Annotated in this window: 22 protein-coding genes and 1 pseudogene; 12 read left to right on the top strand and 11 right to left on the bottom strand. The window is 61.3% G+C overall.

Annotation, left to right across the window (positions count from 1 at the left end; all coding sequences use genetic code 11):
- The first annotated feature begins 82 nt into the window (after nt 1–82).
- The 3 genes from mrdA to MON38_RS18215 all read left to right on the top strand — a co-directional run bounded on the left by mrdA (nt 83) and on the right by MON38_RS18215 (nt 3,652).
- Nucleotides 83–1,942: a penicillin-binding protein 2 gene (gene mrdA, locus MON38_RS18205; protein ID WP_241937589.1), complete on the top strand. Its 1,860-nt coding sequence runs from the start codon at nt 83–85 to the stop codon at nt 1,940–1,942.
- Nucleotides 1,943–2,126: 184 nt separating this feature from the next.
- Nucleotides 2,127–2,843 carry a 3-ketoacyl-ACP reductase gene (locus tag MON38_RS18210; protein WP_241937590.1) on the top strand — a complete coding sequence of 239 codons (717 nt, stop codon included), beginning with the start codon at nt 2,127–2,129 and terminating at the stop codon, nt 2,841–2,843.
- 107 nt (nt 2,844–2,950) lie between these two features.
- Complete coding sequence (locus MON38_RS18215) at nt 2,951–3,652, top strand: hypothetical protein (protein WP_241937591.1); 702 nt, start codon at nt 2,951–2,953, stop codon at nt 3,650–3,652.
- Between the two features lie 25 nt (nt 3,653–3,677).
- Here the strand turns inward: MON38_RS18215 and MON38_RS18220 are convergent, their stop codons facing one another.
- The 5 genes from MON38_RS18220 to MON38_RS18240 form a co-directional block, all read right to left on the bottom strand.
- Complete coding sequence (locus MON38_RS18220; protein ID WP_241937592.1) at nt 3,678–4,376, bottom strand: M15 family metallopeptidase; 699 nt, start codon at nt 4,374–4,376, stop codon at nt 3,678–3,680.
- A 21-nt stretch (nt 4,377–4,397) separates the two neighbouring features.
- The gene (locus MON38_RS18225; protein ID WP_241937593.1) at nt 4,398–5,234 is read right to left on the bottom strand and encodes a hypothetical protein; all 837 of its coding nucleotides are present in this window, start codon (nt 5,232–5,234) and stop codon (nt 4,398–4,400) included.
- A gap of 130 nt (nt 5,235–5,364) precedes the next feature.
- Nucleotides 5,365–6,765, bottom strand: a complete 1,401-nt coding sequence (locus MON38_RS18230; protein WP_241937594.1) for an NADH-quinone oxidoreductase subunit N — start codon at nt 6,763–6,765, stop codon at nt 5,365–5,367.
- Nucleotides 6,766–6,897: 132 nt separating this feature from the next.
- Entirely contained in the window at nt 6,898–8,364 is a 1,467-nt protein-coding gene (locus MON38_RS18235) for a complex I subunit 4 family protein (protein WP_241937595.1), read from the bottom strand.
- A gap of 102 nt (nt 8,365–8,466) precedes the next feature.
- A complete protein-coding gene (locus MON38_RS18240; RefSeq protein WP_241937596.1) occupies nt 8,467–9,801 on the bottom strand; it encodes a serine hydrolase in 1,335 nt (444 codons plus the stop codon).
- 180 nt (nt 9,802–9,981) lie between these two features.
- On the opposite strand from MON38_RS18240, the gene MON38_RS18245 reads away from it, so the two are divergent.
- On the top strand, nt 9,982–10,848 hold the full coding sequence (locus tag MON38_RS18245; RefSeq protein WP_241937597.1) for a GNAT family N-acetyltransferase: 867 nt from the start codon (nt 9,982–9,984) through the stop codon (nt 10,846–10,848).
- A complete protein-coding gene (locus tag MON38_RS18250) occupies nt 10,849–11,760 on the top strand; it encodes a glutamate--tRNA ligase family protein (protein WP_241937598.1) in 912 nt (303 codons plus the stop codon).
- Here MON38_RS18250 and MON38_RS18255 read toward each other — a convergent pair.
- Both MON38_RS18255 and nfi read right to left on the bottom strand, forming a co-directional pair.
- Nucleotides 11,757–12,497, bottom strand: coding sequence for a T9SS type A sorting domain-containing protein (locus MON38_RS18255; RefSeq protein WP_241937599.1), 741 nt, complete (start codon nt 12,495–12,497; stop codon nt 11,757–11,759). The genes MON38_RS18250 and MON38_RS18255 overlap by 4 nt on opposite strands.
- A gap of 89 nt (nt 12,498–12,586) precedes the next feature.
- Nucleotides 12,587–13,276 carry a deoxyribonuclease V gene (gene nfi, locus MON38_RS18260; RefSeq protein ID WP_241937600.1) on the bottom strand — a complete coding sequence of 230 codons (690 nt, stop codon included), beginning with the start codon at nt 13,274–13,276 and terminating at the stop codon, nt 12,587–12,589.
- 122 nt (nt 13,277–13,398) lie between these two features.
- Here nfi and MON38_RS18265 point away from each other — a divergent pair, with 122 nt between their 5' ends.
- From MON38_RS18265 to MON38_RS18275, 3 genes are all read left to right on the top strand, one after another.
- Nucleotides 13,399–13,986, top strand: coding sequence for a DUF1990 family protein (locus MON38_RS18265; protein WP_241937601.1), 588 nt, complete (start codon nt 13,399–13,401; stop codon nt 13,984–13,986).
- A complete protein-coding gene (locus tag MON38_RS18270) occupies nt 13,979–14,677 on the top strand; it encodes a DUF1990 domain-containing protein (protein ID WP_241937602.1) in 699 nt (232 codons plus the stop codon). The genes MON38_RS18265 and MON38_RS18270 overlap by 8 nt, the downstream gene beginning before the upstream one ends.
- Before the next feature lie 168 nt (nt 14,678–14,845).
- Nucleotides 14,846–15,898, top strand: a complete 1,053-nt coding sequence (locus MON38_RS18275; protein ID WP_241937603.1) for an NAD(P)-dependent alcohol dehydrogenase — start codon at nt 14,846–14,848, stop codon at nt 15,896–15,898.
- A gap of 62 nt (nt 15,899–15,960) precedes the next feature.
- On the opposite strand, the gene MON38_RS18280 is transcribed toward MON38_RS18275, so the two are convergent.
- From MON38_RS18280 to MON38_RS18295, 4 genes are all read right to left on the bottom strand, one after another.
- Nucleotides 15,961–16,239, bottom strand: coding sequence for a CPCC family cysteine-rich protein (locus MON38_RS18280; RefSeq protein WP_277881563.1), 279 nt, complete (start codon nt 16,237–16,239; stop codon nt 15,961–15,963).
- 11 nt (nt 16,240–16,250) lie between these two features.
- The gene (locus MON38_RS18285; protein WP_241937605.1) at nt 16,251–17,795 is read right to left on the bottom strand and encodes a serine hydrolase; all 1,545 of its coding nucleotides are present in this window, start codon (nt 17,793–17,795) and stop codon (nt 16,251–16,253) included.
- 113 nt (nt 17,796–17,908) lie between these two features.
- Nucleotides 17,909–18,436: a hypothetical protein gene (locus MON38_RS18290; RefSeq protein ID WP_241937606.1), complete on the bottom strand. Its 528-nt coding sequence runs from the start codon at nt 18,434–18,436 to the stop codon at nt 17,909–17,911.
- Nucleotides 18,437–18,476: 40 nt separating this feature from the next.
- Nucleotides 18,477–19,274: a 3'-5' exonuclease gene (locus MON38_RS18295; protein WP_241937607.1), complete on the bottom strand. Its 798-nt coding sequence runs from the start codon at nt 19,272–19,274 to the stop codon at nt 18,477–18,479.
- A 161-nt stretch (nt 19,275–19,435) separates the two neighbouring features.
- On the opposite strand from MON38_RS18295, the gene MON38_RS18300 reads away from it, so the two are divergent.
- From MON38_RS18300 to MON38_RS18310, 4 genes and pseudogenes are all read left to right on the top strand, one after another.
- Nucleotides 19,436–20,809, top strand: coding sequence for a helix-turn-helix domain-containing protein (locus tag MON38_RS18300; protein WP_241937608.1), 1,374 nt, complete (start codon nt 19,436–19,438; stop codon nt 20,807–20,809).
- 256 nt (nt 20,810–21,065) lie between these two features.
- Nucleotides 21,066–21,764 (top strand): annotated as a pseudogene (locus MON38_RS23010) (carboxypeptidase-like regulatory domain-containing protein); the annotation flags it as partial.
- Nucleotides 21,765–21,860: 96 nt separating this feature from the next.
- A complete protein-coding gene (locus MON38_RS18305; RefSeq protein WP_422388755.1) occupies nt 21,861–23,564 on the top strand; it encodes an outer membrane beta-barrel family protein in 1,704 nt (567 codons plus the stop codon).
- 125 nt (nt 23,565–23,689) lie between these two features.
- Entirely contained in the window at nt 23,690–24,904 is a 1,215-nt protein-coding gene (locus tag MON38_RS18310) for a carboxypeptidase-like regulatory domain-containing protein (protein WP_241937610.1), read from the top strand.
- Nucleotides 24,905–24,915 lie beyond the last annotated feature (11 nt).

A 24,915-nucleotide genomic window follows, 5' to 3' on the forward strand; every position in this document is an offset into this window, starting at 1 on the left:
AAGGACCTTGTCAGCGTTGAACATTTACTGGTCGGGCGTGATAAGGTCCTTCGCTGTGCTCAGGATGACAATTCAATAGATTATGCAATATTTAGAAGGCCGCAAATACGTCGTGCAGGGCATTTTCCTGGTGGTGGCCCTCATCTTCCTCACGCGCCTGTTTTTCATGCAGGTGCTCGATGGCACTTATAAGCTGGCCGCTGATAAAAACACGTTGCAGCGCATCGTGCAGATTCCGTATCGTGGGCTGATTTACGACCGCAAAAACCAGCTGCTGGTGCAGAACACGCCTGTGTACGACCTGATGGTGGTGCCCCGCGAGGTGAAGCAGCTCGACTCCGCTCGTTTCTGCGAGCTGCTCCAGATTCCGCAGGAAGGGCTGCGCGCCAGCTTGAAAGCAGCTAAGAAATACTCGCGCATCAAGCCCTCGCCGGTGGTGCAGAACCTGACCACGCCCGACCTGGCGGCCATTTCCGACCGGTTGGCCGACTTCCCGGGCTTCCGCATTCAGGCGCGCATGGCGCGGGCCTACCGCACGCCCAACCTGGCCCACGCCCTGGGCTACGTGGGCGCCATCACGCCGGCGTTTCTGGAGAAGCCGCGCTACGCAAAGTACCAGGCCGGCGAGAACGTGGGCATTTCAGGGCTGGAGGCGTACTACGAAGACACGCTGATGGGCCGGCGCGGCGTGCAGTACAAAATGGTGAACGTGCGCGGCATCGAAAAAGGCAAGTTCCGGGGCGGTGAGTTTGATACGCTCTCCGTAGCCGGGCAGGACTTGCACCTGAGCATCGACGCCGAATTGCAGGCTTACGGCGAGAAGCTGCTGGCGGGCCGGCGCGGCTCCATCGTGGCCATCGACCCGAAATCGGGCGAAATTCTGGCTTTCGTGTCGGTGCCGAACTACGACCCGCAGCAGCTCACGGGCAAGGGTTCGGGCAACCGCTACATGGCCCTGCTCAACAACCCCGACCGTCCGCTGTTCGACCGCCCGCTGATGGCGACGTACCCGCCCGGCTCGGTGTTTAAGCTGGTGAATGAGCTGGTGGCCCTGCAGCTGGGCGTCGTCACGCCCAATACCCCGTTCGACTGTAACCAGAAGCTGGTGCGCTGCACCCACCGCCACGAGCCGCCGCGCAACGTGAGCATTGCCATTAAACAAAGCTGCAATCCCTACTTCTACCAGGTGCTGCGGGCGGCGGTGGTGCGTGGCCAGGCTTCCAACAAGTATGAGGACGCGCATATTGGCCTGGCGCAGTGGCAAAAAATGGTGAAATCGTTCGGACTGGGCGAAAAGCTGGGCGTGGACATGAGCCAGGAAAAGCGCGGCCTCATCCCGTCGCCGGAGTTCTACGACCACAAGTTCTTCAACAAGAAGGAAAACCGCCAGCACCGCTGGAGCTTCCGCAACGTGTACTCGCTGGCCATCGGGCAGGGCGAAATCGGCATCACGGGCCTGCAAATGGCCAACGTGCTGGCCACCATCGCCAACCGCGGTTGGTACATCACGCCGCATTTCGTGCGCGGCATCGGCCAGGGCGGCCCGTTGCCGCAGTTCCGCCAGAAGCACTACACGGCCGTCGATACCGCGTTGTTCAAATACATCATTCCCGGCATGCAGCAGGTGGTGGATGGGAACGGCGGTACCGGCGAACTGGCTTCGCTGGCGCAGTACGGCATTTCGGTGGCCGGCAAAACCGGCACCGTGCAGAACCCCCACGGCTTCGACCACGCCACCTTCGCCGCCTTCGCCCCGGCCAACGACCCCAAAATTGCCATCGCCGTGTTCATCGAAAACTCCGGTTTCGGCGGCACCAGCGCGGCCCCGGCGGCGGGCCTGATGATTGAGAAATACCTGCGCGGCAAGGTGGCCCCCTACCGCCACCGCATGGAGGACTGGATTATGTACGGCGACTTCACGAAGAAGCTGCACGGGATGTAGAGGGAGTCATTGAACGAGGTAGAGACGCGACACTTCGCGTCTCGTCGTCCACGCCGTTTGAGTTAATAAGGGGACGTAGCCGTTCAACGAAGAGACGCGAAGTGTCGCGTCTCTACACCACCTGGCCCCAACCTTTCGCCGCCTTACCGGGTTGTAACACCTCTCCAACCAATTCTACAAATACATGGAATCCCTGCAAGGAAAAGTCGCCCTCGTAACGGGCGCGGGCAAAGGCATCGGCCGGGCCGTAGCCTTGGCGCTGGCTGCCGAAGGCGTACACGTGGGCCTGCTGGCCCGCACCGATAGCGACCTGCAAACCCTCGCCACCGAAATTAAAGCCGCCGGTGGCACTGTGGCCACCGCCGTAGCCGACGTGGCCGACCGCACCGCCGTGAACACCGCCGTGGAAAAGCTCCACGACGAGCTTGGCCCGATTGACATCCTCATCAACAACGCCGGCATCGGCACCTTCGCCAAGTTTCTGGAGATGGAGCCCGAGCAATGGGAACACATCATCCAGGTGAACCTGATGGGCACCTACTACGTGACGCGCGCCGTGCTGCCCGTGATGATTGCGCGCCAAACCGGCGACATCATCAACATTTCCTCGACTTCGGGCCAGCGCGCCGCCGCCGGCAGCAGCGCCTACAGCGCCTCCAAGTTCGCCGTGCTCGGCCTCACCGAAGCGCTGATGCAGGAGGTGCGCAAGCACAATATCCGCGTGTCGGCCCTCACGCCCAGCACGGTAGCCACGCCGCTGGCGCTGGAAAACAAGCTTACTGATGGCAACCCCGACAAAGTGATGCAGCCCGAGGATTTGGCCGAGTTCATGGTATCGCAGCTAAAGCTAAATCGCCGCATTTTTATTAAAGAGGCCGGCATGTGGTCGACGAATCCGTAGCGGATTACTAAATGCCACCGATATTAAAGTGCCCCCGCAACGTGAGTTGCGAGGGCGCTTTGAGTTGGATATACTGTCGCTGTGTACTTTCTGCCTTAGCTTGTCTGATGCCTGCGAAACTTCTTTCAATGCCGTTATTTATGCAAAAAGCAATTGTCATTCTGGTATTGTTAAGCTCTTTCGCGGCGTGTACACCTCAAGAAAAAGCAACTGCGTTTTTGTCAAATTCTCGTGCTATACCAGAACGTTTGCAGGAGGTTTATCAAATTAGCAAGCAAACTTCCTATTCATTATTCGATTGCGATACAACAATTAGTGAAATAAGAATTTGGGAGTCGCCTAGCCGATTGACTAATACGAATGCCTTGTTTTTGACCAATAATTCAGTTTCATCTACCGTATTTTACTTGCTAAATAAAAATAGTTCACAAACGAAAAAAGTAACTGCCGTAAATAGCTGTCAGGAGCAAATAGTAAATGCAATAACAGGAGAGGAAATACCATTCTCGAATGCCACTTCGGGCGGCCCATATCTGACATGGCAGAAGGACGCAGAAGCGACTATTGATTCACTTTTCAAAATGGGATTTGCGGAAATGCAGTCACAGCCTGAAGTTGAAACCCAGCGCGTCGGGGACGGAATAAGCTATGTAATTGAGGTGCGCAGAGGTAGATTTTACAAATATGTTTACTACGCTAGCCCGGAGCTATTCCAGAATGAGCTCGCTCGAAAATTTGTAAAAACCTGTCAGTTTTTAACGCGTGGTAAATGGCATTTTCCTAAATATCAATTGGCTTCCAAAAAATAACTTACTTGGTTACAATCCAGGTAAGTTATAGCTGCTCAAACGGCACGTCCTGAATTGGGTACAACTTCCAGTCCTGGAAATCGAAGTGCCACCACTCGGCCGGCAGCACCGTGAAGCCGTGGGCTTCCATGCGGGCGCGGAGCAGGTCGCGGGCGGTGCGCTGGGCCGCGGTACCGCCAGCGTAGGCGGCGTAGGAGCGGGGGCTCATCTCATCATAAGCGCCGGGCATTTCGATTTCGTGGCCGGTGGTGAGGTCGCAGAGCGTGAGGTCGACAGCACAGCCGCGGTTGTGGCGCGAGCCCTTGCGCGGGTCGGCCACAAATTCCTTTTTGTCGGTTGGCGTGTGCTCCCACATCTGCTTGGTGATGCGCCAGGGCCGGTAGCCGTCGAACACCATCAGGCCGTAGCCCAGCGGTTGCAGCTCGGCCTGCACCTGGGCCAGCGCCTCGGCAGCGGGGCGCTGCAGAAACGCCCGCGCCTGCGGGTACAGCACCCGGCCCATAAAATTGTGCGTGGTAGCATAGCGGATATCGAGCCGCAGGCCGGGCACCACGCGCGTCAGCTCCACCAGCTCGCCGGGGCGGAAGGGGCCGGCCTCGTGCGGTGGCCGCGCCGCGCAGCTGCTGAATATGCTAAGCAGCATCCCTAGCCACGGCTGGCGCAAAATATTGTGGCGGGTTTTCATCAGATAAAATGGCGCACGTAGTGAGGGCAAGTGTTTCATGGATATTCGATTGACCACAAGCTATTCATGCCTGCGGCTACCCCTGGGTATTTTGCTAAGCAACACGCCGGACTTTTCCGACGGATTGAAGCCCATGAACACGCCATATTCTTCTTTGATTTTCTGTTTGGTCAAGGCGGAATCCATCACCAATCCGGTTGGTCGAATTTCAAAGTATAAGGTGGGGTCGTAAGTCGTCCACCTCTTGCCTTGTTCATCATCCCACAGTTCACTATAAGCCAACGCGCCTTTAAATTCCTGCTTTCCGTCGTGGTCCCAGTCTTTGGCCGGGCCGTCGAACGTCAGTATGGTGTCTATTCGCACAATCTGGTGGTTCTGAATAAAATACCTGCGAGCTAGTTCTTTAGAAGGCGGTTTGTTGAAGGCAACTAACAACTCGCCACCCATTTGACCGGTTGGAATCCACATGGGATATAGCTTACGAATCTCCGGCTGTGCCGAAAAATCATAGGTCATTCCAGTCGCGGTGTCCCGGTAAATTATCCGGCCATTCAGCACAATCGAAAAAGTCTCCTTTATATCCCACGGGTCGTGAATGATGGCTGTAGCGGGCTGCTGGACAGATTTTTCTACGATGACCAGGCCGGGCGCAACCTCCTTTCTGGTCTCAAATGCCTCATGAAATGAAGCCACATCGCCCGAAGGCAATGGCTCAGCCGCAGCAACGGCGGTATCAGCAACAGGTGCGTGCATAGTCGCAGTATCCGGCAACTGCGGCGGCTCAACTGTCGAAGCTGAAGTTTCAGCAGTTGCCGGGGCTTTTTTGCTTTCGCAGCCAGTTAATAGTGCGCAAACAAGCAACGCCCCGAATAATGAGCAGAAAGGTGGAAAAGGCATTGGCAGGCGCTGGTTTATCGTTGGAAATAGGCGCTTGAAGGTAAATGCTTTTCGAAGTTTTGAGCGGCATTGGCTCAATAAAAAAGGCGACCCAAACAGGCCGCCTTTTCAATTATCATGCAAGCTGCTGCTACAAAATCCCGCTCATAAAGCCCGGCACAATGCCCAGCAGAATCGTGAGCAGCGCCAGTACCACGAGCGTCACGGTTTGGATACCATCGACCGGTACGGGCGTAGCGCCCTCGGGAGCCGGCTTCAGGTACATGGCGATGAGGGGGCGCAGGTAGTAGTACAGGCCCACCATGCTCATAATCACGGCAAACACCACGAGGCCGATATAGCCCTGGCCGACGGCCGCGGCCAGCAGGAAAAACTTGCCGAAGAAGCCTCCCGTGAGCGGAATGCCGGCCAGCGAGAGCATGGCCACCGTCATCACAAAGGCCAGCAGCGGGTTGGTTTTGCCCAGGCCGTTGAGGCCGGCGTAGGAGTCATCCTTGCGGTGGTCGGTCACCAGTTTCAGCACGCCGAAGGCGGCTACGGTAGCAATGGAGTAGGCCAGCGAGTAGAAGAAGATGGCGCTGGCGGCCTCACCCTGCAACACGCCTTTGCTGGCCACGAGGCCGATGAGCAGGTAGCCGGCGTGGCTCACGCTGGAGTAGGCCAGCATGCGCTTGGTGTTGGTCTGGGCCGCCGCGCCCACGTTGCCGAGTAGCAGCGTGAGGGCGCACATGGCCTGAATGGTGGGCATCCAGAAGCCCTGGGCGGCGGGCAGGGCCACGGCCAGCAGCTTGAGGAAGGCGGCGAAACCGGCGGTTTTCACCACCGTGCTCATGAAGGCAGTGAAGAACGTAGGCGTGCCCTCGTACACGTCGGGCGTCCAGAAGTGGAATGGCGCGGCCGATACTTTGAAGCCGATGCCGATAATCATCATCAGAATGCCGATGTAGAGCATCGGTTGCAGGCTAGCGTTGGCGGGCGCGGCTACGGCGGTGGCCAGCTGCGAGAGGGCGAAGGTGCCGGTAGCGCCGTAGAGCAGCGCGATGCCGAAAAGCAGAATGCCGGTGGCAAACGCGCCCATCAGGAAGTACTTAAGGGCGGCCTCGTTGGAGCGGGAATCGCGCTTGCTGCTGCCGGCCAGCACGTACATGCTGATGCTCAGGATTTCAATGCCCACGAAGAGCATTAGCAGGTGGTCATAGCCAATCATCATGATGGCTCCGACCAGCGAGAAGAGCAGCAGCGCGTAGTATTCGGCCAGGTTGGGCTCGCCCGAGGTTACGTAGCTGCGCGAGAAGGGCAGCAGCAAAATGGTGGTGAGCAGTACAATGCCGGTGAAGGCGACCGTGTAATTATCGACCACCAGCATGTGGTTGAAGTAGGGCTCGTGCACGACGTTCCAGTCGGCGTAGTTGGCCCCGAACACGGCCAGCAGCAGCAGCATGGCGCCGGGCAGCAGCACCTTGTTCGAGCGCAGGAAGCCCAGGAACAGGTTGAGGATGCCAAAGACGGAGAGGAGAATGATGGAGGTCATATTTTTAGCTGTTAGCCACTAGCTGTTAGCTATTAGCTCTTTTGCTGACAACATTGTAAAAACCGATGCACCGGCTGAAGGCGACACGCTGGGAAAGCTAACGGCTAACAGCCATCAGCTAATAGCTAAAAACTACCTGCCCACCAGCGCCAGAATGTTCGTTACGGCCGGCTCCGAGAGGTGCAGGAAGGTGTTGGGGAACAAGCCAATCCAGAACACCAGAGCGATGAGCGGCACGAAAATCAGCAGCTCGCCGCCGGTGAGGTCGGTGATGGTTTCGGAAAACGAAGAGTCGGGGCCAAGCATGACGCGCTGGAACATGCGCAGCAGGTACACGGCCGAGAAAATGATGGTGAGGCCAGCCACCGCACCCACCCAGGCGTTGTACTGGAACACGCCTTCGAGCAGCAAGAATTCGCCCACGAAGCCGCCGGTGAGAGGTAGCGCTACTGTACTCAGCAGCATTATCAGGAAGCAGACCGACAGCAGCGGCGTGCGGCGGGTGAGGCCGCCAAGGTCGGGGATGAAGCGGGTGCCGGTGCGGCGCTCGATGGCATCGGCCACCAGGAACATGCCGACCACGTTCACGCCGTGGGCCAGCATCTGGACCACCGCGCCTTGCAGGCCGATTTGAGTGAGCGAGAATACGCCGGCGGCCATCAGGCCCACGTGCGAGAGCGAGGAATAGGCGATGAGGCGCTTCACGTCGCGCTGGCGAATGGCGATGATGGCGCCGTAGATGATGCCGATGACGGAGAGGATGATAACCGGCTTCTGCCACTGGCTCACGCCGAGCGGCACCACCGGCAGCAGCCAGCGCATGGTGCCGTAGATGCCCATTTTCAGCATGATGCCCGAGAGCAGCATGGTGGCGGGGGCGGGGGCATCGGTGTATGTATCGGGCTGCCAGGTATGGAAGGGGAAGATGGGCATCTTCACGGCGAAGGCCGCGAAAATCAGCCAGAACAGCCACGACTGCTCCGAAGCGCTTAGGTGCAGGTTGTAGAAGGCCGACAGCTCGGATGAGTGTTGGGCCAGCGAGCCGGCGGCCGGGCCGGTTTGCAGGTAGAGGTACACGAAGCCGGCCAGCATCAGCAGCGAGCCCACCACGGTGTAGAGGAAAAACTTGAGGGTGATGGCCACGCGACGCTCGCCGCCCCAGGCGCCGGCCAGGAAGTAAATCGGAATCAGGGCCACTTCCCAGAAGAAGTAGAACAGGAAGGCATCGAGCGAGGTGAACACGCCAAGCAGGCCCGTTTGCATGAACAGCACGAGGGCATAGAACGTGGACGGGCTGTCGTAGTCGCGCTTGAAGGCCGACAGCAGAATGAGCGGCACCAGGAAAGTGGTGAGCAGCACCAGCAGCAAACTCAGGCCATCGAGCCCGATGTGAAAGTTGATGCCGGCCGACGGAATCCAGCTGTAGTTGAGGTTGTAGGCTTCGGAGCCGTGGGTTTTGAAATCGAAGGCGGCGTAGGCCGCGAGGGCGAATTCAACGAGCGAGGCCCCGAAAGCGAGGGCGCGGGCGGCGGCTCCCTTAACGAATAGCAGCAGCAGGGCGGCGGCTAGAGGGAGAAAAAGCAGTACAGCAGTCAGCATCAGCAGGCGGATTGGGCGCGTTGCGGCACGGGGGAACCCGTGCGCAAATTGACCGCAAACTTACGCACGGACTAGGAAGGCACCACGGTTTTTGCGCAACTTCTACTCGCGGGCTACTTTCCGGCTCATGAGCACGCGCCCGTTGGCATCGAGCCACTGCGCGGTGTAGAGCCCAGGGGCTAGCGCGGCCACCGAAACAGAAGTCTCCATTCCGGCCGACGACTGCCGCCGCACTTCGCGACCCAGGGCATCGAGCAGGCGCACGCTGGCGGTGGTTTGAGCCGGCTGGCGCAGGGTGAGGGTTTCGTTGGCCGGGTTAGGAAAAGCGAGGAAACCGGCGGCTTCGGCCGCGGCGGCCGTGGCAGTGGGGCGGCAGAACACGGCCATGATGCGCGTCCAGAGTTCGGTGTCGAACGACGACGCGGCCAGGCGGCTGGCGCCGGCCGAGTTGCCTTGCCGCACCACCACGAGGCCCAGGCTGGGCACGACGTAAATCTTCTGGTCGTTTTTGCCGAGGGCGGCGATGAGGTCGGCGGGGGCGGAGGGGATGAGCGGGCCGGGCAGCGTGATTTGGGAGCCGGGCAGCTTGTAGCTGGCTTGGCCATTCAGCCACCAGAGGTAGCCGTAGCTGCGGTTCAGCGTCTGGCTGGGCGTGGTCATGGCCTGGAAATAGGCGGCATCGGTCAGAATCTGGGTGCCATTCCAGTTGCCGCGGGCCAAGATGAACAGGCCGAAGCGGGCCATGCTGCGGGCTTTGCTCACAAACACGTCGTTATACCACAGGCCCGTCATGCCAATGCGGTTGCCCAGGCGCTGGCTGGTGTAGGTGGTCATGTTGGCCACACCGCTGGCTTGGGTGAGAACGTTTTGCAGGGTGCGGTAGGCGCCGGTGTGGTAGGCCCAGCGGGTGGCGGGCGGGGCGAGGTAGAGCAGGCAGGCGGGTGTAGTGCTCTCGTTGTCGCAGGGGGCGGGCGGCGAATCGTCGAGCCCGGTCGTCATCGTGAGCTGGTGGAGCAGCTGAATCTGGCGCTGCTGCGGGCGCGGGGCGCTGGTCCAGCGGCCGAGGTATTGGGAGGTGCTGTCGGTTAGGTTCAGCTGGCCATCCTGCCGGGCCAGGCCCACGAGCGTGGCCGTGAGCGACTTGCCGGCCGAGGCCCAGTACCAGGCCGAGTCGGCGGTGTAGGTGCCGTAGTACTGTTCCACCACCATGCGCCCATCCTTCAGAATAAGCAGCGACTTGCTGCCCTTGCGCCCGGCAAAGGCCAGCAGCGAATCGAGCGGCGTCTGGCACCAGCCCAGGCTGGCGGGCGTGGTGCTGGCCCAGGTGTTGCCGGTGAGGGGCGGGAAGTAGAGGTTGGATGTTTGGGCAGCGGCTGGGTTAGCTGGCAGAAGCAGCAAGAGAATCAGCAGGCCCGCCAGGAGTAAAGCGTTTTTCATCGGCACAAAGAATTTCAACAGTTGAATATGTAGCTTGACTGGCCGGGGCAGTCTGGGTTTAAGACCTCAGTGCGATTGTAGCGCGAACTTTGTAGTTCGCGTCCCCGAACGGCAATCGTTTAACCGGCGCGGGGACGCGAACTACAAAGTTCGCGCTACTCTTCACGCTACTGCACGACCATGACGACTCCCATCCTGCGCGTGGCCCGGCCCACCGACAACCTGCCGGCGCTGCGGCGTTTCTACTGCGACGGCCTGGGCCTGCAGCAACTCAGCTCTTTCACGGCCCACAATGGCTTCGACGGCCTCATGCTGGGCCATCCGCACGCGCCGTACCATCTGGAATTCACGCACCAGCCCGGCCACGTGGTGGGCCGCGCGCCTACCCCCGACAACCTGCTCGTCTTCTACCTCCCCGATGCGGCCGAGTGGCAGGCCGCGGTGCAGCGCATGGAGGCGGCTGGTTTTGCACCGGTGCCTTCCTACAACCCGTATTGGGACGCGCACGGCCGCACGTTTGAAGACCCCGACGGCTACCGCGTGGTGTTGCAGCGAGCGGCGTGGAAGCCAAACGAAGTATCGCCGGTGGCATTGCGGGACTTCCGGCCCGGCGACCAGCCTGTTTTCCGGCAGTTGAATGAGGAGTGGATTTCGCACTACTTCACGCTGGAACCCACCGATTTGAAGGCGCTCGACCATCCCGAAGAATACATTCTTGAACCGGGTGGCTGCATTTTATTCGCCGAATTAGACGGGGTAATAGTCGGCACCTGCGCGCTTATCAACATGGCCGACGGCCACAGCTACGAACTGGCTAAAATGGCCGTGTCTCCAGCCGCGCAGGGCCGGCAGATTGGCTACCTGCTGGGCCAGGCGGCGGTGCAGCGCGTACGTGAGCTGGGCGGCAACCGCGTGTATCTGGAAAGCAACTCGAAGCTGGCCCCGGCGCTGGCGCTGTACCGCAAGCTGGGCTTTCAGGATTTGGCCGCGCCCAACCCGTCGCCCTACGCCCGGGCCGATGTGCAAATGGAGCTGAAGCTGAACTAAATGCTCGTTCAATCACCCGTCGTTTCGCGCCTGGCACCCACGCCCAGCGGTTTTCTGCATATCGGCAATGCCGTGAATTTTGTGCTCACCTGGCTGCTCACGCGGCAGGCCGGCGGCACCCTGCACCTGCGCATCGACGACCTGGACCGCGCCCGCCTGCGCCCGGCCTATCTGGATAACATCTTTCGCGTCATCGACTGGCTGGGGATTGACTACGACCACGGCCCCAGCGGCCCCGACGACTTCCTGCGGCACTACTCACAGCTGCTGCACCTGCCCGCCTACAACCGCGCGCTGCGCCGTCTGGCGCTGGTGCCGGGCCTGGTGCAGGCCAGCCAGCGCACCCGCACCAGCAGCCAGGATGCGCCGGTGCCGCTCGAAATGCCGGGCGCGGCGTGGCGGGCGCAAGTGCCAGCGGGCACCGAAATCGGTTTTGCCGATGGGTGGCAGGGCAACGTCGATGTGCCGCTTGGCGCACTGATGCCGGACTTCGTGATTCGCAAAAAGGACGGCGTAGCGGCGTATCAGGCAGCTTCGATAGTGGATGATTTGCGGCTCGGGACCAATCTGGTTGTGCGCGGGCTGGACCTGCTGCCCAGCACCGCGGCGCAGCTCTGGCTGGCCGGGCAGCAATCGGAAACGGCCGCGTTCAATGCGGCGCGCATTCAGTTCCATCACCATCCGCTGCTTACCAACGAGGCCGGCCAGAAACTCTCCAAGTCGCAGCAGCTACCGGCCGATGCGGGCGTGTTGGCAGCAGCGGCCGGCCGCAGGACGGTATTTGCCGCAGTGGCCCGGCTGCTAGTGCTGCCAACCGAAGCGGGGGAGTCGCTGACGGCCCTGCAACAGGCTAGCAGCGACTCCCCCGCGTCAGGTTCGTGGGCTGGGTGTCAGCCTGGTATTCAAGCTTAATCCTTTACTACCCGAACCGTTTCCTTGGTATCGTTGTGCTGGAGCTGATAAATGCCGGTCGGCAAGTCGGCCAGCGATACTTCAGGACTGTTGATTCGCCGCACAACGGCCCCCAAAGCATTGTATAGCGTATAACTGCCGGCTTTCGACGCGGTGATGTGCAGCAGGTCGGCCACCGGGTTGGGGTAGATGCTGAGCTTGGCAGTGAGGTCGCGGCCTGCGGTAACGGGCAGCGCAATCGGGGCGGCAACCGTCAGGGAGTAGGCGTTGCAAATGCTCGTCGCCGTTACGCCGCTCACCACAATGACAACCCGCTCGTTGGCCGCCAGGGTTACGCCCATGGCTAGCGGCGTGCCAATTGCGGTGCTGGAGCCCATATCCGATTTGTAATTCGTGGTCAGGTTGGCCGGGTTGAACGCGTTGGTGTAAACCGACACGAACAGGGGGGATCCAGAGGCGTCGGTGCAGTTCGGGGCCAGCGTAATCGTCACGCAGTTCGTGGCCGTGGCACTGGTATTAGCAACCGTGTAGGTGTTGTAGTGCACGCCCGCAGCAGCCGAAGTGCCCGGATACGCTTTAGCTGCGCCACAAACGACGGTCGTCCCATCTCGGAACAGGCGGTCGCCCGGAATTGTGGGGTTGGTGAGGGTGAGGGCACCGTTATAGGTGCGGGTAAACTGAGCATGGCCTGGCAGGCTGAGCAACACAACGCCGAGAGAGAGTAAGAGTTGTTTCATGGAATTTGACGAAAAAATGAGGATTGTGGAAAATGAGGGTACAATGAACCGCTATTTCAAATGTAGCGCCCCGCGATGAGAATTATTAATTAAGGCAATATTTTTTTGAATTGTTCGGCCCAATGGTCGGCCAGCCGGGTGGGTTCTGGTAGCTTGTAGCCGCGCAGGCAAGCCAGGGTGAGGCGCGTGGCGGTGGCCTGGTCGCAGCGGTGGCCGGGGCTCACGAACAGCGGCAGCACCTTGTCCTTGCTGCGAATGACTTCGCCAATCAACTCGCCGGTTTTGGCGTCGAGCAGTTCCGAAATATTGCCGCGTTCAATTCCGGGCTCCTGAAAAATGCCCGTTAGCTTCTGCTTGGCTACACCGAAGGTGGGCATGTCGAGCAGCACACCCAGGTGCGCGGCAATGCCCATGCGGCGCGGGTGCGCAATGCCGTGGCCGTCGACCATGATGACATCGGGCTTGTGCTCGAGCTTGGCGAAGGCGTGAATCACGTTCGGGGCTTCGCGGAAGGAGAGGAAGCCGGGCACGTAGGGCATGTCGACGGGGCCATAGTTGTACACTTTTTCCACCAGCTCCAGCGACGGAAATTTCAGCACCACAAACACCGACAGAATCGTGTCGGGGGTGGGAAACGACGAATCGCAGCCCGCAATCAGGCGCGGCTCGTGGGGCAGCGGCTCGTGGCGCACGCGCTGGCGCATGTCGTGTTGCTGCTGGGTGAGGCTGCGTACGAGGGCGGGGTCAGGCGGCGGGCCGGGCGGGCGGTAGTAGGCCATTTAGTTGAGTTATGAGTTAAAAGTTATGAGTTGTGAGCTGGCAGCAAGTGGACAGAAAAGCTCGACCGTAGCATCTAACGCCCACGGGGGGCGTATGAGGGCCATACGTTTCTTCGTCGGCCATGTCTGATTCTGCCTCCGCGCACCCCGAACAACCTGCTTCCAGCGGCTCCGGCCCCTTGCTGGAGCGCCGCTACTTCATCGACGTGGCGCGCCCCCGCCTGTCGCCGGCCCAGCTCATGGCTGCGGTGCAGGCCGACGTGCCCGCTTTCTCGCCCGATGCGCTGGCCGATTTCAAAAAGAAAGATGGCAACGACGGCCCCGTTAAAGTGGGCGACGAATTCCATATCACCATCCTCGGCCCCTGGAATGGCAGCGTGCGCGTCACCGACGTAGGCATTACTTCCTTCGAGTTCATCACCCTCGAAGGCCACCCCGAGGCTGGCCGCATCCGCTTCGAAACGCACTATTTGAACGACCGACCCGATGTGCTGCGGTTTGAAATCCGCTCGTCGGCTCGCTCGCGCGACGGGCTGGTGGCCTTTGCCTACGATACCCTCGGCGGCGGTAAGCTGATGCAGGAAGCCACCTGGGTCGAGTTCTGCCGGCGCGTGGCAGCAGCCAGCGGCGGCCAGGCGTTGGGCGATGTAACCGTCGAAACTTTCCGGCACGACGAGGCCGGCCACGTGCAGCACACCCGCCATGAGTAACCAAGTTGCCGCCGTACCGGCCTCAACCCAACCGCCCGCCTGGGAGCGGTACCGCGCCCAAATCGATGCTTATGCTCACGCCGAGGTCAATTATGACTTCGCGCGCCAGAGCGAGTACACCAGCGCCACCGGCTGGCGCATCGACGACTACGCCACCGACCTACCCGCCGAAGCTCCCGGCCCGCCCGAAACGGCCGGCTCCTTCGCCGCTGCTCAGGATGTGCTGCGTCGCTACGCCTTCCCGCCGCCCGACCTCATCACCGGCTATTTCGACCCCAACGTGCCGCTCGAAAAGCGCATCATGGTGCTGCGGGCGCATTTTTTAGTCTTCAATTTCTACTTCGGCGTGCGCGTGAGCGAGGTGACCGATGAGGCCGCCCGTGATACCCCCGACGGGCCTGAACGGGTGTGGGGCTACGGCTACCGCACCCTAGAAGGCCATTTCGAAAAAGGCCAGATTGACTTTACCATTCACAAAAACCTGACGACCGGCGCGGTGCAGTTTCGCATCCACGCCGTGTCGCAGCCCGGCCAGATTCGTAACCCGTTTTATTGGTTGGGCTTCAAGCTGTTTGGGCGGATTTTGCAGCGCAAGTTTGCCCGCGAGTCGCAGCGCCGGATGCGGGAGCTGGTGGCCGCGCAGCTGGCCGGCCAGCCGCTGCCGCAAACTTTGCCCGCGCCGGCCGGTTAGGAACCCATATAGAAGCAGAACGTCATGCTGAGCTTGTCGAAGCATCTCTCCCGCGCAATGCAACCCGATTTGTGGAATTGCTGCTGCGGGAGAGATGCTTCGACAAGCTCAGCATGACGTTCTGGCTTTTCATTCAACCCCCAACATTCAAAACTCAACCCTCCCCAAATGCTTCCAACGAAAGCCTACGCCGCCCCGGCCCCGAGTGTCCCGCTTGCTCCCTTTGATTTTGAGCGCCGCGAGGTTGGCCCGCACGACGTGCTGATTGATATTGCCTTTTGCGGCGTGTGCCATTCCGACCTGCACCAAGTGCGCGACGAGTGGGGCGCCGGCATTTTTCCGATGGTGCCGGGCCACGAAATTGTGGGCCGCATCACCAAAGTGGGCGACCACGTGAAGAACTTTAAAGTGGGCGACCTGGCCGGCGTGGGCTGCATGGTCGACTCGTGCCGCACCTGCCCCAGCTGCCTCGACGGCCTGGAGCAGTACTGCGAAACCACCGGCATGGTGGGCACCTACGGCGGTACCGAAAAGGAAACCGGCCGCCCCACCTACGGCGGTTACTCCAGCCAGATTGTGGTGGATGAGAAGTACACCCTCAAAGTATCGGAGAAGCTGGATTTGGCCCGCGTGGCCCCGCTGCTCTGCGCCGGCATCACCACCTACTCGCCCCTGCGGCAGTGGAACGTGGGCCCCGGCCACAAAGTAGCCGTAATGGGCCTCGGCGGCCTCGGCCACATGGCCGTGAAGCTGGCCGCCGCCATGGGTGCCGAAGTAACCGTGCTCAGCACCTCGCCCAACAAGGAAGCCGATGCCCGGGAGCTGGGCGCCCACAAGTTTGTGGTAACCAAAGACGAAGCGCAGCTGAAAGCAGTGCGCAATACCTTCGACTTCATCATCAACACGGTATCGGCCCCGCTCGACCTGGCCGCCTACCTGAACCTGCTGCGCCGCGACGGCACCATGATTCTGCTGGGCGTGCCGCCCGAAGCCCCGCAGGTGCACGCCTTCAACCTCATTGCCAAGCGCCGCCGCATTGCCGGCTCGCTCATCGGCGGCATCGCCGAAACGCAGGAAATGCTCGACTTCTGCGCCGAGCACAACATCATGTCCGACATCGAGTTGATTGATATCAAGGACATTAACGAGTCGTACGAGCGCATGCTGAAAGGCGACGTGAAGTACCGCTTCGTGATTGACCTGGCGACGCTGAACAATTAAGGCATCATCATGCATAGAAAAGGCCACCCTATTATTGTGGTGGCCTTTTTTTATGGCATTTGTTAATCCGGTAACTCCTCTGGCAATGGCGGGCGAACATGTTTGATAAATCCTTTTTCCATCGCCCCCATTTCATTGTAAGTCAAGCGTGCCTGTTGTAAGCTGGGACCATTTGCTCCACCCTCGTAATCGGGGTTATTAGCTTGAATGCCATCATCCTCCCAGAAGCACACGGAACATATTTCATAGGTGTTGCTGAATCCCTCCGACATGGTGTAATATTCACAGCACGGACAAGGGTAATTACCGTATTTGTTAGGGATGTTTCTTGCCCGGGTCATATGGTAACACTCTACTGCTTGCTGAATACATACGGGTCCTGCTCCAGCCCATCATTCACCCGGATTTCCAGGGTTTTCACCTGCCCGTTCTCTACCGTGAAAGGAGCCGCGAAAATGCCGTACGCCGCGTTGGAAAAGGTACTGCGGAAGGTGTCGCCGTCCATATAATCCAGCGTGGTGGTGAGGGTGGGGTGGTGCGAAAAGCGCACGAGCAATTGCCTGCCTTTGGGCTCCACGGTGATGGTGCCGTAGACGGGGTGCTGGTAGGTACCGGCATAGTCCTTAAGGCTGCGGGCGGGCTTGTTCTTCTTGGCTACGCGGGCGGCCAGTTCGGCCACATTTTTAGCAGTTTCGGCGTTGCCGTTTTTGGCGAAGTTGTAGAGCTGGCGGCTGCGGTCGATGTAGGGTACCCCGAGGTAGGCATCGAGCAGCTGGTAGCGCAGGGCCTCAAAAAAACTCTGATTGTCTTGGTTGGTGAGCACGGCCAGGCCCAGGTTTTCTTCGGGCACGAAGCACACATTGGTGACGAAGCCGTTGGCCCCGCCCGTGTGCCAGAAAATCTGGCGGGCGTTGTAGTCGGCCGAGGACACGCCCAGGCCGTAGGTGCGGAAGTGGCTGGGGTAGATGGGCGACTTGCCCGCGCTCATCAGCGTGTTGCCCTCACGGGTGCGGCGCAGCGTGGCCCAGGGCATAATGCGCTGCCCGTTGTACTTGCCGCTGTCGAGCTGGAAGCGCAGCCAGTGGCCCAGGTCGTTCACGTTGGAAACCAGGCTGGCCGCCGGCCCGAAGTTGTCGACCTCATCAAACGGCACCCGCGCGAGCGGGCCAAATGCCGTGGTATAAGGCAGCGCGATGTTGGCCCGCTGGCTGGCCCCGGCCGTGCTGGGGTAGGTGTTCGTCATGCCCAGCGGCGTGAGCAGGCGCTGCTGCACAAAATCCTGCCAGGTGGTGCCGCCGGTGGCCACCGGAATGATTTCGCCGGCTGCCAGGAAACCGTAGTTGCTGTAGCCGTATTGCTGCCGAAACAGGCCCGTGGGCTTCAGGTAGCGCACTTTTTGCAGGATTTCGGCCCGGCTCAGGTTGGAATCCCAGAAGGTGAAATCGCCCTGGAAGGTTTTGGTGCCCATGCGGTGCCCCAGCACGTCGCGCACGGTAACCAGCCGCGTACTCACGGAGTCGTAGAGCCGGAAATCGGGCAAATACTTGCGCACCGGGTCGTCGAGCTTCAGCTTTTTCTCCTCCACCAGCTGTGAAATGGCCGTGCCGGTGAAGAGTTTGGAATTAGAAGCAATGAGGAACAGCGTGTTGCCATCTACCGGCTCGGGCTTGCCCACGGCCTTCACGCCAAAGCCCTGCGACACCACCACCTGCCCGTCCTTCACCACCGTCACGGCCAGGCCGGGAATATTCCAAAGGCGCAGGCCCCGTTGCACGTAGCTGGCGAGGCTGTCGCGCACGAAGGCGTTGCCGGCGGCGGTCGAAGCCGTTTGGGCGTGGGTAGGAGCAGCGAAAGTGGCGGCCGCAGCCAGCGCGGTCAGAAAAACGGGAAGACGCATCAGTAGTCAGGAAAAGCAAAAAAAGCCGGCTGCAATACCCAAAGGCATTCCAACCGGCTCAAAGCTAAGCATGCCCGGCGCGACGCGGGCGCCCTCCAGCCGCACGAAAGAGACTATTTGGTGAGCAGCGGCGGCGTGTTCAGGCCATCGCGGAGCTGGCCGTTCACGGTGGCTTCGCGGCGGGTGATGCGGTAGCCGTCGCAGCGGTTTTCGCCGGGCGCCTGCTGCAACACGATGTTGCTGATGTCGAAGGTGCGGTTGGCCGCCGGCACTACCAGGCGGTAGCCCGGGCCACTGGATTGAGTGCTGTAGTCGGGCACAGCAAATTGCGGCGGGTGCCCGGCCGAATAGTAGATAGCCAGAACGGGCTTCGGGTTGTTCAGCGGCGTGGAGGCCGAAGGCTGGCGCAGCGTATCGAGCGGCTGCTGAAAATCGGCGGCGGCGTAGCGAACGAGGTAGGCCGACAGCAGTTCGGCCCGACGAAACCCAAGGCCGCTGGTTTCGGTCGTATCAGTGCTGAAAGCCAGCATGAAGGCAGGCGGTGGGCTCATGTTGAGCGGGCAGGTCTGCTGGCAGGAGGGCAGCGCGACGGCGGCGGCCAGCCCCGCTGTGAGGCGGCGTAGGGGCACGGAAAGGAACATGCGAAATAGGAAAATGAGGAAGGTGAAAAGCGGTTGCTCCTCAGATGACCCGTCGCATGGGGGCCGGGGTTGCGTCGGCGTACACGATGTGCTCATCACGCACCGGCTCTTCGCTCCGAAACTTCTGCAGGATGCGGGCCGTGGTGATGATGTCCTTCTGGCAGTAGTGCGCAATGCGGGCCAGGTCGTTGTCTTCCCAGTACACCCGGGCCACGTCGGCGCCGGTAATGTCGTCTTTCGGCGTAGGGATGCCGAACAGGGCGGCCAGCAGGTTGAGGGAAGTGTAGGACTTGCGGTCGCCGAACTTCCACAGCTCCATGGTGTCGTGGTGCGGCACTTCCCAGGGCTTTTTGCCGGCCAGGTCGAGCTGCGGGGGCAGCGGCAGGCCGTTGATGAGCAGGCGGCGGCCCAGGTAGGGAAAGTCGAATTCCTTGCCATTGTGCGCGCAGAGCAGGAATTTGGGCTTGTTGGCCAGCAGCCCGGCAAAGTCGCGCAGCAGCTGCCGCTCGTCGTGGTCGGCAAAGCTTTTCACCCGGAACCGCACGATTTCCTCGGCCTTGTCGAACACAAAGTAGCCCACCGATACGCACACCACCTTGCCAAACTCGGCATACACGCCGGCCTGCTCGAACAGGCTGGCGGCGCTCAGGTGCTCGGGGAATGGCTCGGCGGCCTGGGGGCGGCCGGTGTAGCCTTGCTGGCGGCGCAGGCTCTCGCTCTTGTGCTCCCAGAGCTGGCGCAGCATGTCGTCGAGGCTGTCGTGGCAGTCCACGCAGGGCACGGTTTCGATGTCGATAACGAAAAGCTGGTCGAGCGGCGTGCGGTGCAAATGCTGCATGATAGAAGCGGAAAGGCAATTGGAACAGCCGAATATACAGCGGCGCAATGGCCCGATAAAATGGCCGCGCGCCGAACAATTGGAACCAGAGTCCGGATTATCCGGAGCCCGGCCAGGCGCCTGCGCCGTCCCGCGCGGTATCGGCCCGTATTTTCGTCGCCATGTTGTTTGCTTTTGGCCCGCGTAGCTCGTTGCTGTTGCCCTTCGTTGTGCCGGGGGCCGTGGCTACGCTGTGGCTGCTGGCCCGGGCCTGGCGGCGCAGCAGCCCCGCCGATGCCCTGCTGGCGCTGCTTATTCTGGTGCCCACCCTCAGCGTGAGCCAATGGATGCTGGGCTACGCCGGCTGGTTCGACAGCCACGACGGCCATTCCACCGTCATGTTCTACGTGCCCTGGCGGGCCAATATGGTGCTGGGCGGCGCGTACTACCTGTACTTCCGCAGCCTCACCAACCAGGATTTTCGCTGGCGGCCCGCCCTGAAGCACCTGCTGCCGGGCCTGCTCGAATGGGGCGCGTTCGGGGCCGTGGCGCTGTACGACTTAGTATGGTATCGGAGAATTCTAGGGCGGCCGCTGCCCGATTTCTTCGCTACCAAAGGGGCCGGGGCCACCGCCTTTGACGAAACGGCCTTGCCCGCTGCCCTGCTCGGCTCGGCGCTGCTGCTGGGCTACGGCCTGCGCCTGGTGGCCGACTACCGCCGCTACGCCCGCTACCTGAACGACAACTTCTCCGACCCCGAGCGGTTGCGCTTTGCCGGGCTGCGGCAGCTGCTGGCGTTGCAGGCGTTGGTGCTGGTGCTCAGCCTAATGTTCACCGCGCTCAATCAGGTGTATGATTTCAGCTACGACGCGGCGTGGTACTTCTTCGCCCTGCGCGGCGTGCTGATTTACGGGCTGATTGTGGTAGGAATTCAGGCCAACTACGCTGCTGCTACCAGCTCGCTGCGCTTCGGGAGCAGCGATAGAACGGCTGATGAAACGGCCGGCGCGACGGCCGCGGCCAGCGCAGCAACTACACCAACTCCGGCAGCTGCGCCCGGCGCAGTTGCGGCGGCGGAAACTGTTCCACTCGTTGCGGCCGTGCCCGAAACCGCCGTTGCCAGCGAAGCTTCTGCCGCTGGAGTTGCCGTAGCGGCAGAAGCATCACCTGAGCCACCCGTTGCGTCGCCGCCAACTGCAGCCGAGCTAGCCCCGGAGCTGCATCCATGGCGCGAGAAACTGCTGCGCCTGATGGCCGACGAGCAGCCCTGGCTGGAACCCGAGCTGACGCTCACCGAGCTGGCGCACCGCCTGCGCACCCACCCGGCGCTGCTGTCCAAAGTCATCAACGCAGGCTGCGGGCAGAACTTCAACGACTTCGTGAACACCTACCGGGTGCAGGAAGCGCGCCGCAAGCTGGCCGATGGCCGCTTCGCGCACTACTCGCTGGTGGGCGTGGCGCTGGAGAGTGGATTCAATTCAAAATCAACGTTTAACCGCGTGTTCAAGAAGCTGCTGGGCCAGGCCCCCAGCGAAGTGATGCGTCCCAAAGCATAAGTTGGGACGGGCCAGATAATGGTTTGGAGCGCCGGCCGTGGGGCAGGGGAGGACCTTTGACGCAGTCTTTCACCCCCATCCCAACCCGGCCATGGAAACGCTGCTGTCAGCTCAGAAAAAAAACGAGGGTTCGTGTAACGTTTGCCCCCCGGCGATGATAACCGGAGCGCAACTGGTATTTATTCCGGCCGTCGCAGGCAACCGGCACACCCGGCCTTCCATCTGTTACCCGGCTCCACCTTCCTTTTTTCTGCTGATGAAATCTGCTACTCTCCGCCCGCTGGGCGCATTGCTGGCTGCTGCCCTGCTGCTGCTGGCCCGCCCCGCCGCCGCCCAAACGCCGGCCGCCGCTACTGTTGCGCCGGCCGCCACCGGCTCGCTCACCGGCACCGTGCTCGACTCGCTGAAGCGCGAGCCCGTGCCCTACGCCACGGTGGTGCTGCTGCCCGCCAGCGGCGACTCGCCCATTACGGGGGTAGCTGCCGACGACGCAGGCAAGTTCTCGTTCACCAAGCTCAAGCCCGGCGCGTTCCGGCTGCGGGTGAGCTACGTGGGCTACGACACCCAGACCCGCGCCGTGACCGTGACTGCCGGTACCACAGCCATACCCGCATTCCAGCTGCCGGTGGCGGGCACGGCACTGGCCGAAGCCGTGGTAATTGGCACGAAGCCGGTGGTCGAAGTCCGCCCCGACCGCATGGTGTACAACGCCGACCAGGACGTGACCAACGCCGGCGGCACCGCGGCCGACGTGCTGCGCAAGGCTCCGCTGCTGGCCGTAGACGGCGACGGCAACGTGAAAATGCGCGGCTCGGGCAACTTCAAGGTATTGGTGAACAACAAGCCTTCGCCCACGCTGGCCAGCAACCTGGCCGAAGCCCTGAAAGCCATTCCGGCCGAGCAGATTAAGTCGGTCGAAATCATCACCACGCCGCCGGCCAAATACGACGGCGAAGGCACCGCCGGCATCATCAACATCGTGCTGAAAAAAGGGGTGGAACAAGGCTTGAACGGCCGCGTGGGCACCACGCTGGGCAGCCGCAATTCGGGCGTGAACGGCTCGCTGAACTTCAAAACCAAGAAGCTCGGCTTTACCTCGTCGGCCAGTACGGGCGGCTGGTACGGCCCCAATCAATCGGAGCTGACCCGCGTGGGCAAGCTCGATGGCTCGCTACTAAGCCAGCGCGGCACCGGCAACTACGGCGGCCGGTGGCTGAACGGCGCCGTGGGCTTCGACTACGACCTGAGCGACAAGCAGAGCCTGTCGCTGGCCGCCTCGGTGAACCACTACGCCGGCCACAACTATAACAACATGCTGAACGAGTACGTGGCGCCGCTGCAGCCGCAGACCAATGCGCTGTTCACCCGCGCCACCAACAGCATTTTCAGCGGCATGAACGGCGAATTGACCGGCACCTACACCAAAACCTACGCCCTGCCGCGCAAGGAATGGAGCGTGCTGGGCCAGTACGCCACCAACGGCGGCACGTTCGGCTACGACTTCGACCAGTACCAGGGCTCCTACACCAACCTCGAAACCAGCCAGGCCAACTACCGCGAGCACAGCCGCGGCCGCACGCCCGGCTCGGAAGTGACCTTCCAGACCGATTTGGTGCAGCCTTTCGGCGACAAACAGACGCTGGAAACCGGCCTGAAAAGCATCTGGCGGCGCACCGGCTCGGTGGCCAGCGTGGAGGGCGACAGCCTGATTCGCGGGCAGCGCACGGGCTTCCGGCCGCTGGCCGGCCGCGCCACCGATTTCAGCTACAACCAGGACGTGCAGGCCGGCTACGCCACCTACACCAACAAGCTCAGCAAGCAGCTGACCGTGAGCCTCGGCGGCCGTCTCGAGCGCACCGCCCTGTCGGCTAGCTTCCGCACCACGGGCTCCGAGCTTGCGCCGCGCAGCTACCTCACGCTGCTGCCCAACGGCAATGCGCAGTATGCTTTCAGCGACAACAACAGCGTGCGCGCGGCCTATTCGCGCCGCATCACGCGACCTTATATCGACTACCTGAACCCCTTCGTGGACCGCTCCGACCCGAAGAACCTCGTGTACGGCAACCCCGACCTCGACCCCGAACTGACCGACTCGTACGAGCTGAGCTTCAACACCAACGGCAAGGCCGGCTCGCTGAACATCGCGGCCTCGATGCGCCGCACGGGCAACGCCATCGAAGCCATTCGGCTGGGGCCGGATGCGAACGGCATCACGCGGCAGACTTACCAGAACGTGGCGGCCAATGCCTATTACCAGCTCAATTTCTACGGCTCGGCCAAGCCGGCCAAGGGCTGGGACATCAGTGGCGGGCCCGATATTCAGTACATCGTGCGGCGCAGCCCGGCGCTGGGCATCGAGCGGCGCGGCTTCACGGCGAGCATGAACTTTAACACCTCCTACAAATTGCCCAAGGACTTCACTTTGCAGGGCTTTATGTTCGGCTCGCTGCCCTCGCCCGATTTGCAGGGCCGCGGCTCGGCCAACCTCTACTACCAGCTGGGGGCCAAGAAAACCTTCCTCAAAGGCAAGGCCGATGCGGTGCTGAACTTCGCTGCGCCCTTCAACAACTACTGGCTCTACCGCAACACCACCGACACGCCCGCCTTCGCCGAAACCAACCTGAACTACGCCTACCAACGCTCGTTCCGCTTCGCACTCAGCTACCGTTTTGGGCAAGCCCAGCAAACCAAGCAGCGCAAATCCATCTCGAACGACGACGTGAAAGGCGGCGGCGGCAAGCAGGGCGGGCAGTAGGGGCCCGGCGGTGCCGCCGGGCGGATAAAATGTGAAGCCGCGGGACAACGGTACTCGTCCCTTTCGCATCAGGAGCAGACAGCAATGGGTTACCTTGCCCGTTCGTTTCTGCTCCTGCTTGTTTTATGCGCTTTTCGTCCCTTTTATTGGCTACGCCAGCCCTGCTGCTGGCATTTGTCGGCCAGGCCCAGGTTGCAACCGTGGTAACCGGCAGCGTGCTCGATGCGCGCACGCAGGCCGCAGTTCCCTTTGCCTCGCTGGCCGTGCCCGGGCAACCGGGCGGCACCGTTACCAACCAGGAGGGCGTGTTTCGGCTGACCTTGCCGGCCGCTGGTACCGACAGTATCCGCGTCCAAGCCCTGGGCTATACGTCGATGACCATTTCCGCCAAAGGGGCTACTGCCGCACTCCTCCTGAAGCTGCAGCCCCAGCCCTATGCTTTGCAGGAAGTTACCGTGACGGCACTTTCGCCCACCACGCTGCTGAAGCGAGCCGTGCGCCAAACCACGGCCCGCATGGCCAGCCCCGTCGAATTGCAAACGTATTACCGCGAGTTCACAACCTACAACGGCGAGGTGGCCAAGTTTGCCGATGGACTGGTGGACTACTACATCAAAGGCAACCCCAAACGCTCGCGCAGCCCCGAAGTATTGGTGCGGGTGCGCGAATCCCGCGCTGGCGAGGCCCCGATGCGCAAGGACGATGCCCGAAAAGCCATATCCAGTCCGCTAAGATTGGGCTACACCGGCGAATGCTACGACGTAACCCAAAACAGTCCGTACCTGGACAGCACTCGGTTCAAATACTTCCGCTACACGCTGCTCGAAACGCCCGCTGGCGTAGCCGAGGCGCCCTATTATGAAGTGCGCTGCACGCCCATTTCAACCGACCCCGACTACGTGCATCAGGGCACTGTGCGCATCGACCGCCAGACGCTCACCATCCGGCTGATTGAAAGCGAAGTGCCCACCGAGCTACAACAGTACCTGCGGGGAATCAACCTGCTGGTGGTGAAAGTAAAAGGCACCAACGCCCGCCAGCGCGTCGAGTTCCGGGAGCAGGGCGGCTTGCTCTATCCCGGCTTTGTGCGCCTCCAGCTCAGCCTGGATGCCTTCCAGGGCAGTAGTCCTGCTTTCAAATACGAATTCACGAGCGAGATGCTGGTGCGCGCCCTGGGGGCCAGCCCCGCCCCATTCGCCAAAGCTGAGCAGCACAGCGGCCCCTTATTCAAACGGGGCACGCACTATACCCGGCCCTACTGGCGCGAGGGCAACGTAGTAGCCGCCACGGCCGCTGAGGAAGCCGCCATAAAAATGCTGGAAAATACCGGCGCGCAATAGCCCAGGTCTAC

Origin of the sequence: Hymenobacter cyanobacteriorum (assembly GCF_022631375.1) — a bacterium.
GTDB lineage: Bacteria > Bacteroidota > Bacteroidia > Cytophagales > Hymenobacteraceae > Hymenobacter > Hymenobacter cyanobacteriorum.

Excerpts from the sequence above, each read along its gene's own strand:
- mrdA (WP_241937589.1), top strand. The coding sequence starts at position 83 with ATGCAATATTTAGAAGGCCGCAAATACGTCGTGCAGGGCATTTTCCTG.
- MON38_RS18210 (WP_241937590.1), top strand. The coding sequence starts at position 2,127 with ATGGAATCCCTGCAAGGAAAAGTCGCCCTCGTAACGGGCGCGGGCAAA.
- MON38_RS18215 (WP_241937591.1), top strand. The coding sequence starts at position 2,951 with ATGCCTGCGAAACTTCTTTCAATGCCGTTATTTATGCAAAAAGCAATT.
- MON38_RS18220 (WP_241937592.1), bottom strand. The coding sequence starts at position 4,376 with ATGAAACACTTGCCCTCACTACGTGCGCCATTTTATCTGATGAAAACC.
- MON38_RS18225 (WP_241937593.1), bottom strand. The coding sequence starts at position 5,234 with ATGCCTTTTCCACCTTTCTGCTCATTATTCGGGGCGTTGCTTGTTTGC.
- MON38_RS18230 (WP_241937594.1), bottom strand. The coding sequence starts at position 6,765 with ATGACCTCCATCATTCTCCTCTCCGTCTTTGGCATCCTCAACCTGTTC.
- MON38_RS18235 (WP_241937595.1), bottom strand. The coding sequence starts at position 8,364 with ATGCTGACTGCTGTACTGCTTTTTCTCCCTCTAGCCGCCGCCCTGCTG.
- MON38_RS18240 (WP_241937596.1), bottom strand. The coding sequence starts at position 9,801 with ATGAAAAACGCTTTACTCCTGGCGGGCCTGCTGATTCTCTTGCTGCTT.
- MON38_RS18245 (WP_241937597.1), top strand. The coding sequence starts at position 9,982 with ATGACGACTCCCATCCTGCGCGTGGCCCGGCCCACCGACAACCTGCCG.
- MON38_RS18250 (WP_241937598.1), top strand. The coding sequence starts at position 10,849 with ATGCTCGTTCAATCACCCGTCGTTTCGCGCCTGGCACCCACGCCCAGC.
- MON38_RS18255 (WP_241937599.1), bottom strand. The coding sequence starts at position 12,497 with ATGAAACAACTCTTACTCTCTCTCGGCGTTGTGTTGCTCAGCCTGCCA.
- nfi (WP_241937600.1), bottom strand. The coding sequence starts at position 13,276 with ATGGCCTACTACCGCCCGCCCGGCCCGCCGCCTGACCCCGCCCTCGTA.
- MON38_RS18265 (WP_241937601.1), top strand. The coding sequence starts at position 13,399 with ATGTCTGATTCTGCCTCCGCGCACCCCGAACAACCTGCTTCCAGCGGC.
- MON38_RS18270 (WP_241937602.1), top strand. The coding sequence starts at position 13,979 with ATGAGTAACCAAGTTGCCGCCGTACCGGCCTCAACCCAACCGCCCGCC.
- MON38_RS18275 (WP_241937603.1), top strand. The coding sequence starts at position 14,846 with ATGCTTCCAACGAAAGCCTACGCCGCCCCGGCCCCGAGTGTCCCGCTT.
- MON38_RS18280 (WP_277881563.1), bottom strand. The coding sequence starts at position 16,239 with ATGACCCGGGCAAGAAACATCCCTAACAAATACGGTAATTACCCTTGT.
- MON38_RS18285 (WP_241937605.1), bottom strand. The coding sequence starts at position 17,795 with ATGCGTCTTCCCGTTTTTCTGACCGCGCTGGCTGCGGCCGCCACTTTC.
- MON38_RS18290 (WP_241937606.1), bottom strand. The coding sequence starts at position 18,436 with ATGTTCCTTTCCGTGCCCCTACGCCGCCTCACAGCGGGGCTGGCCGCC.
- MON38_RS18295 (WP_241937607.1), bottom strand. The coding sequence starts at position 19,274 with ATGCAGCATTTGCACCGCACGCCGCTCGACCAGCTTTTCGTTATCGAC.
- MON38_RS18300 (WP_241937608.1), top strand. The coding sequence starts at position 19,436 with ATGTTGTTTGCTTTTGGCCCGCGTAGCTCGTTGCTGTTGCCCTTCGTT.
- MON38_RS18310 (WP_241937610.1), top strand. The coding sequence starts at position 23,690 with ATGCGCTTTTCGTCCCTTTTATTGGCTACGCCAGCCCTGCTGCTGGCA.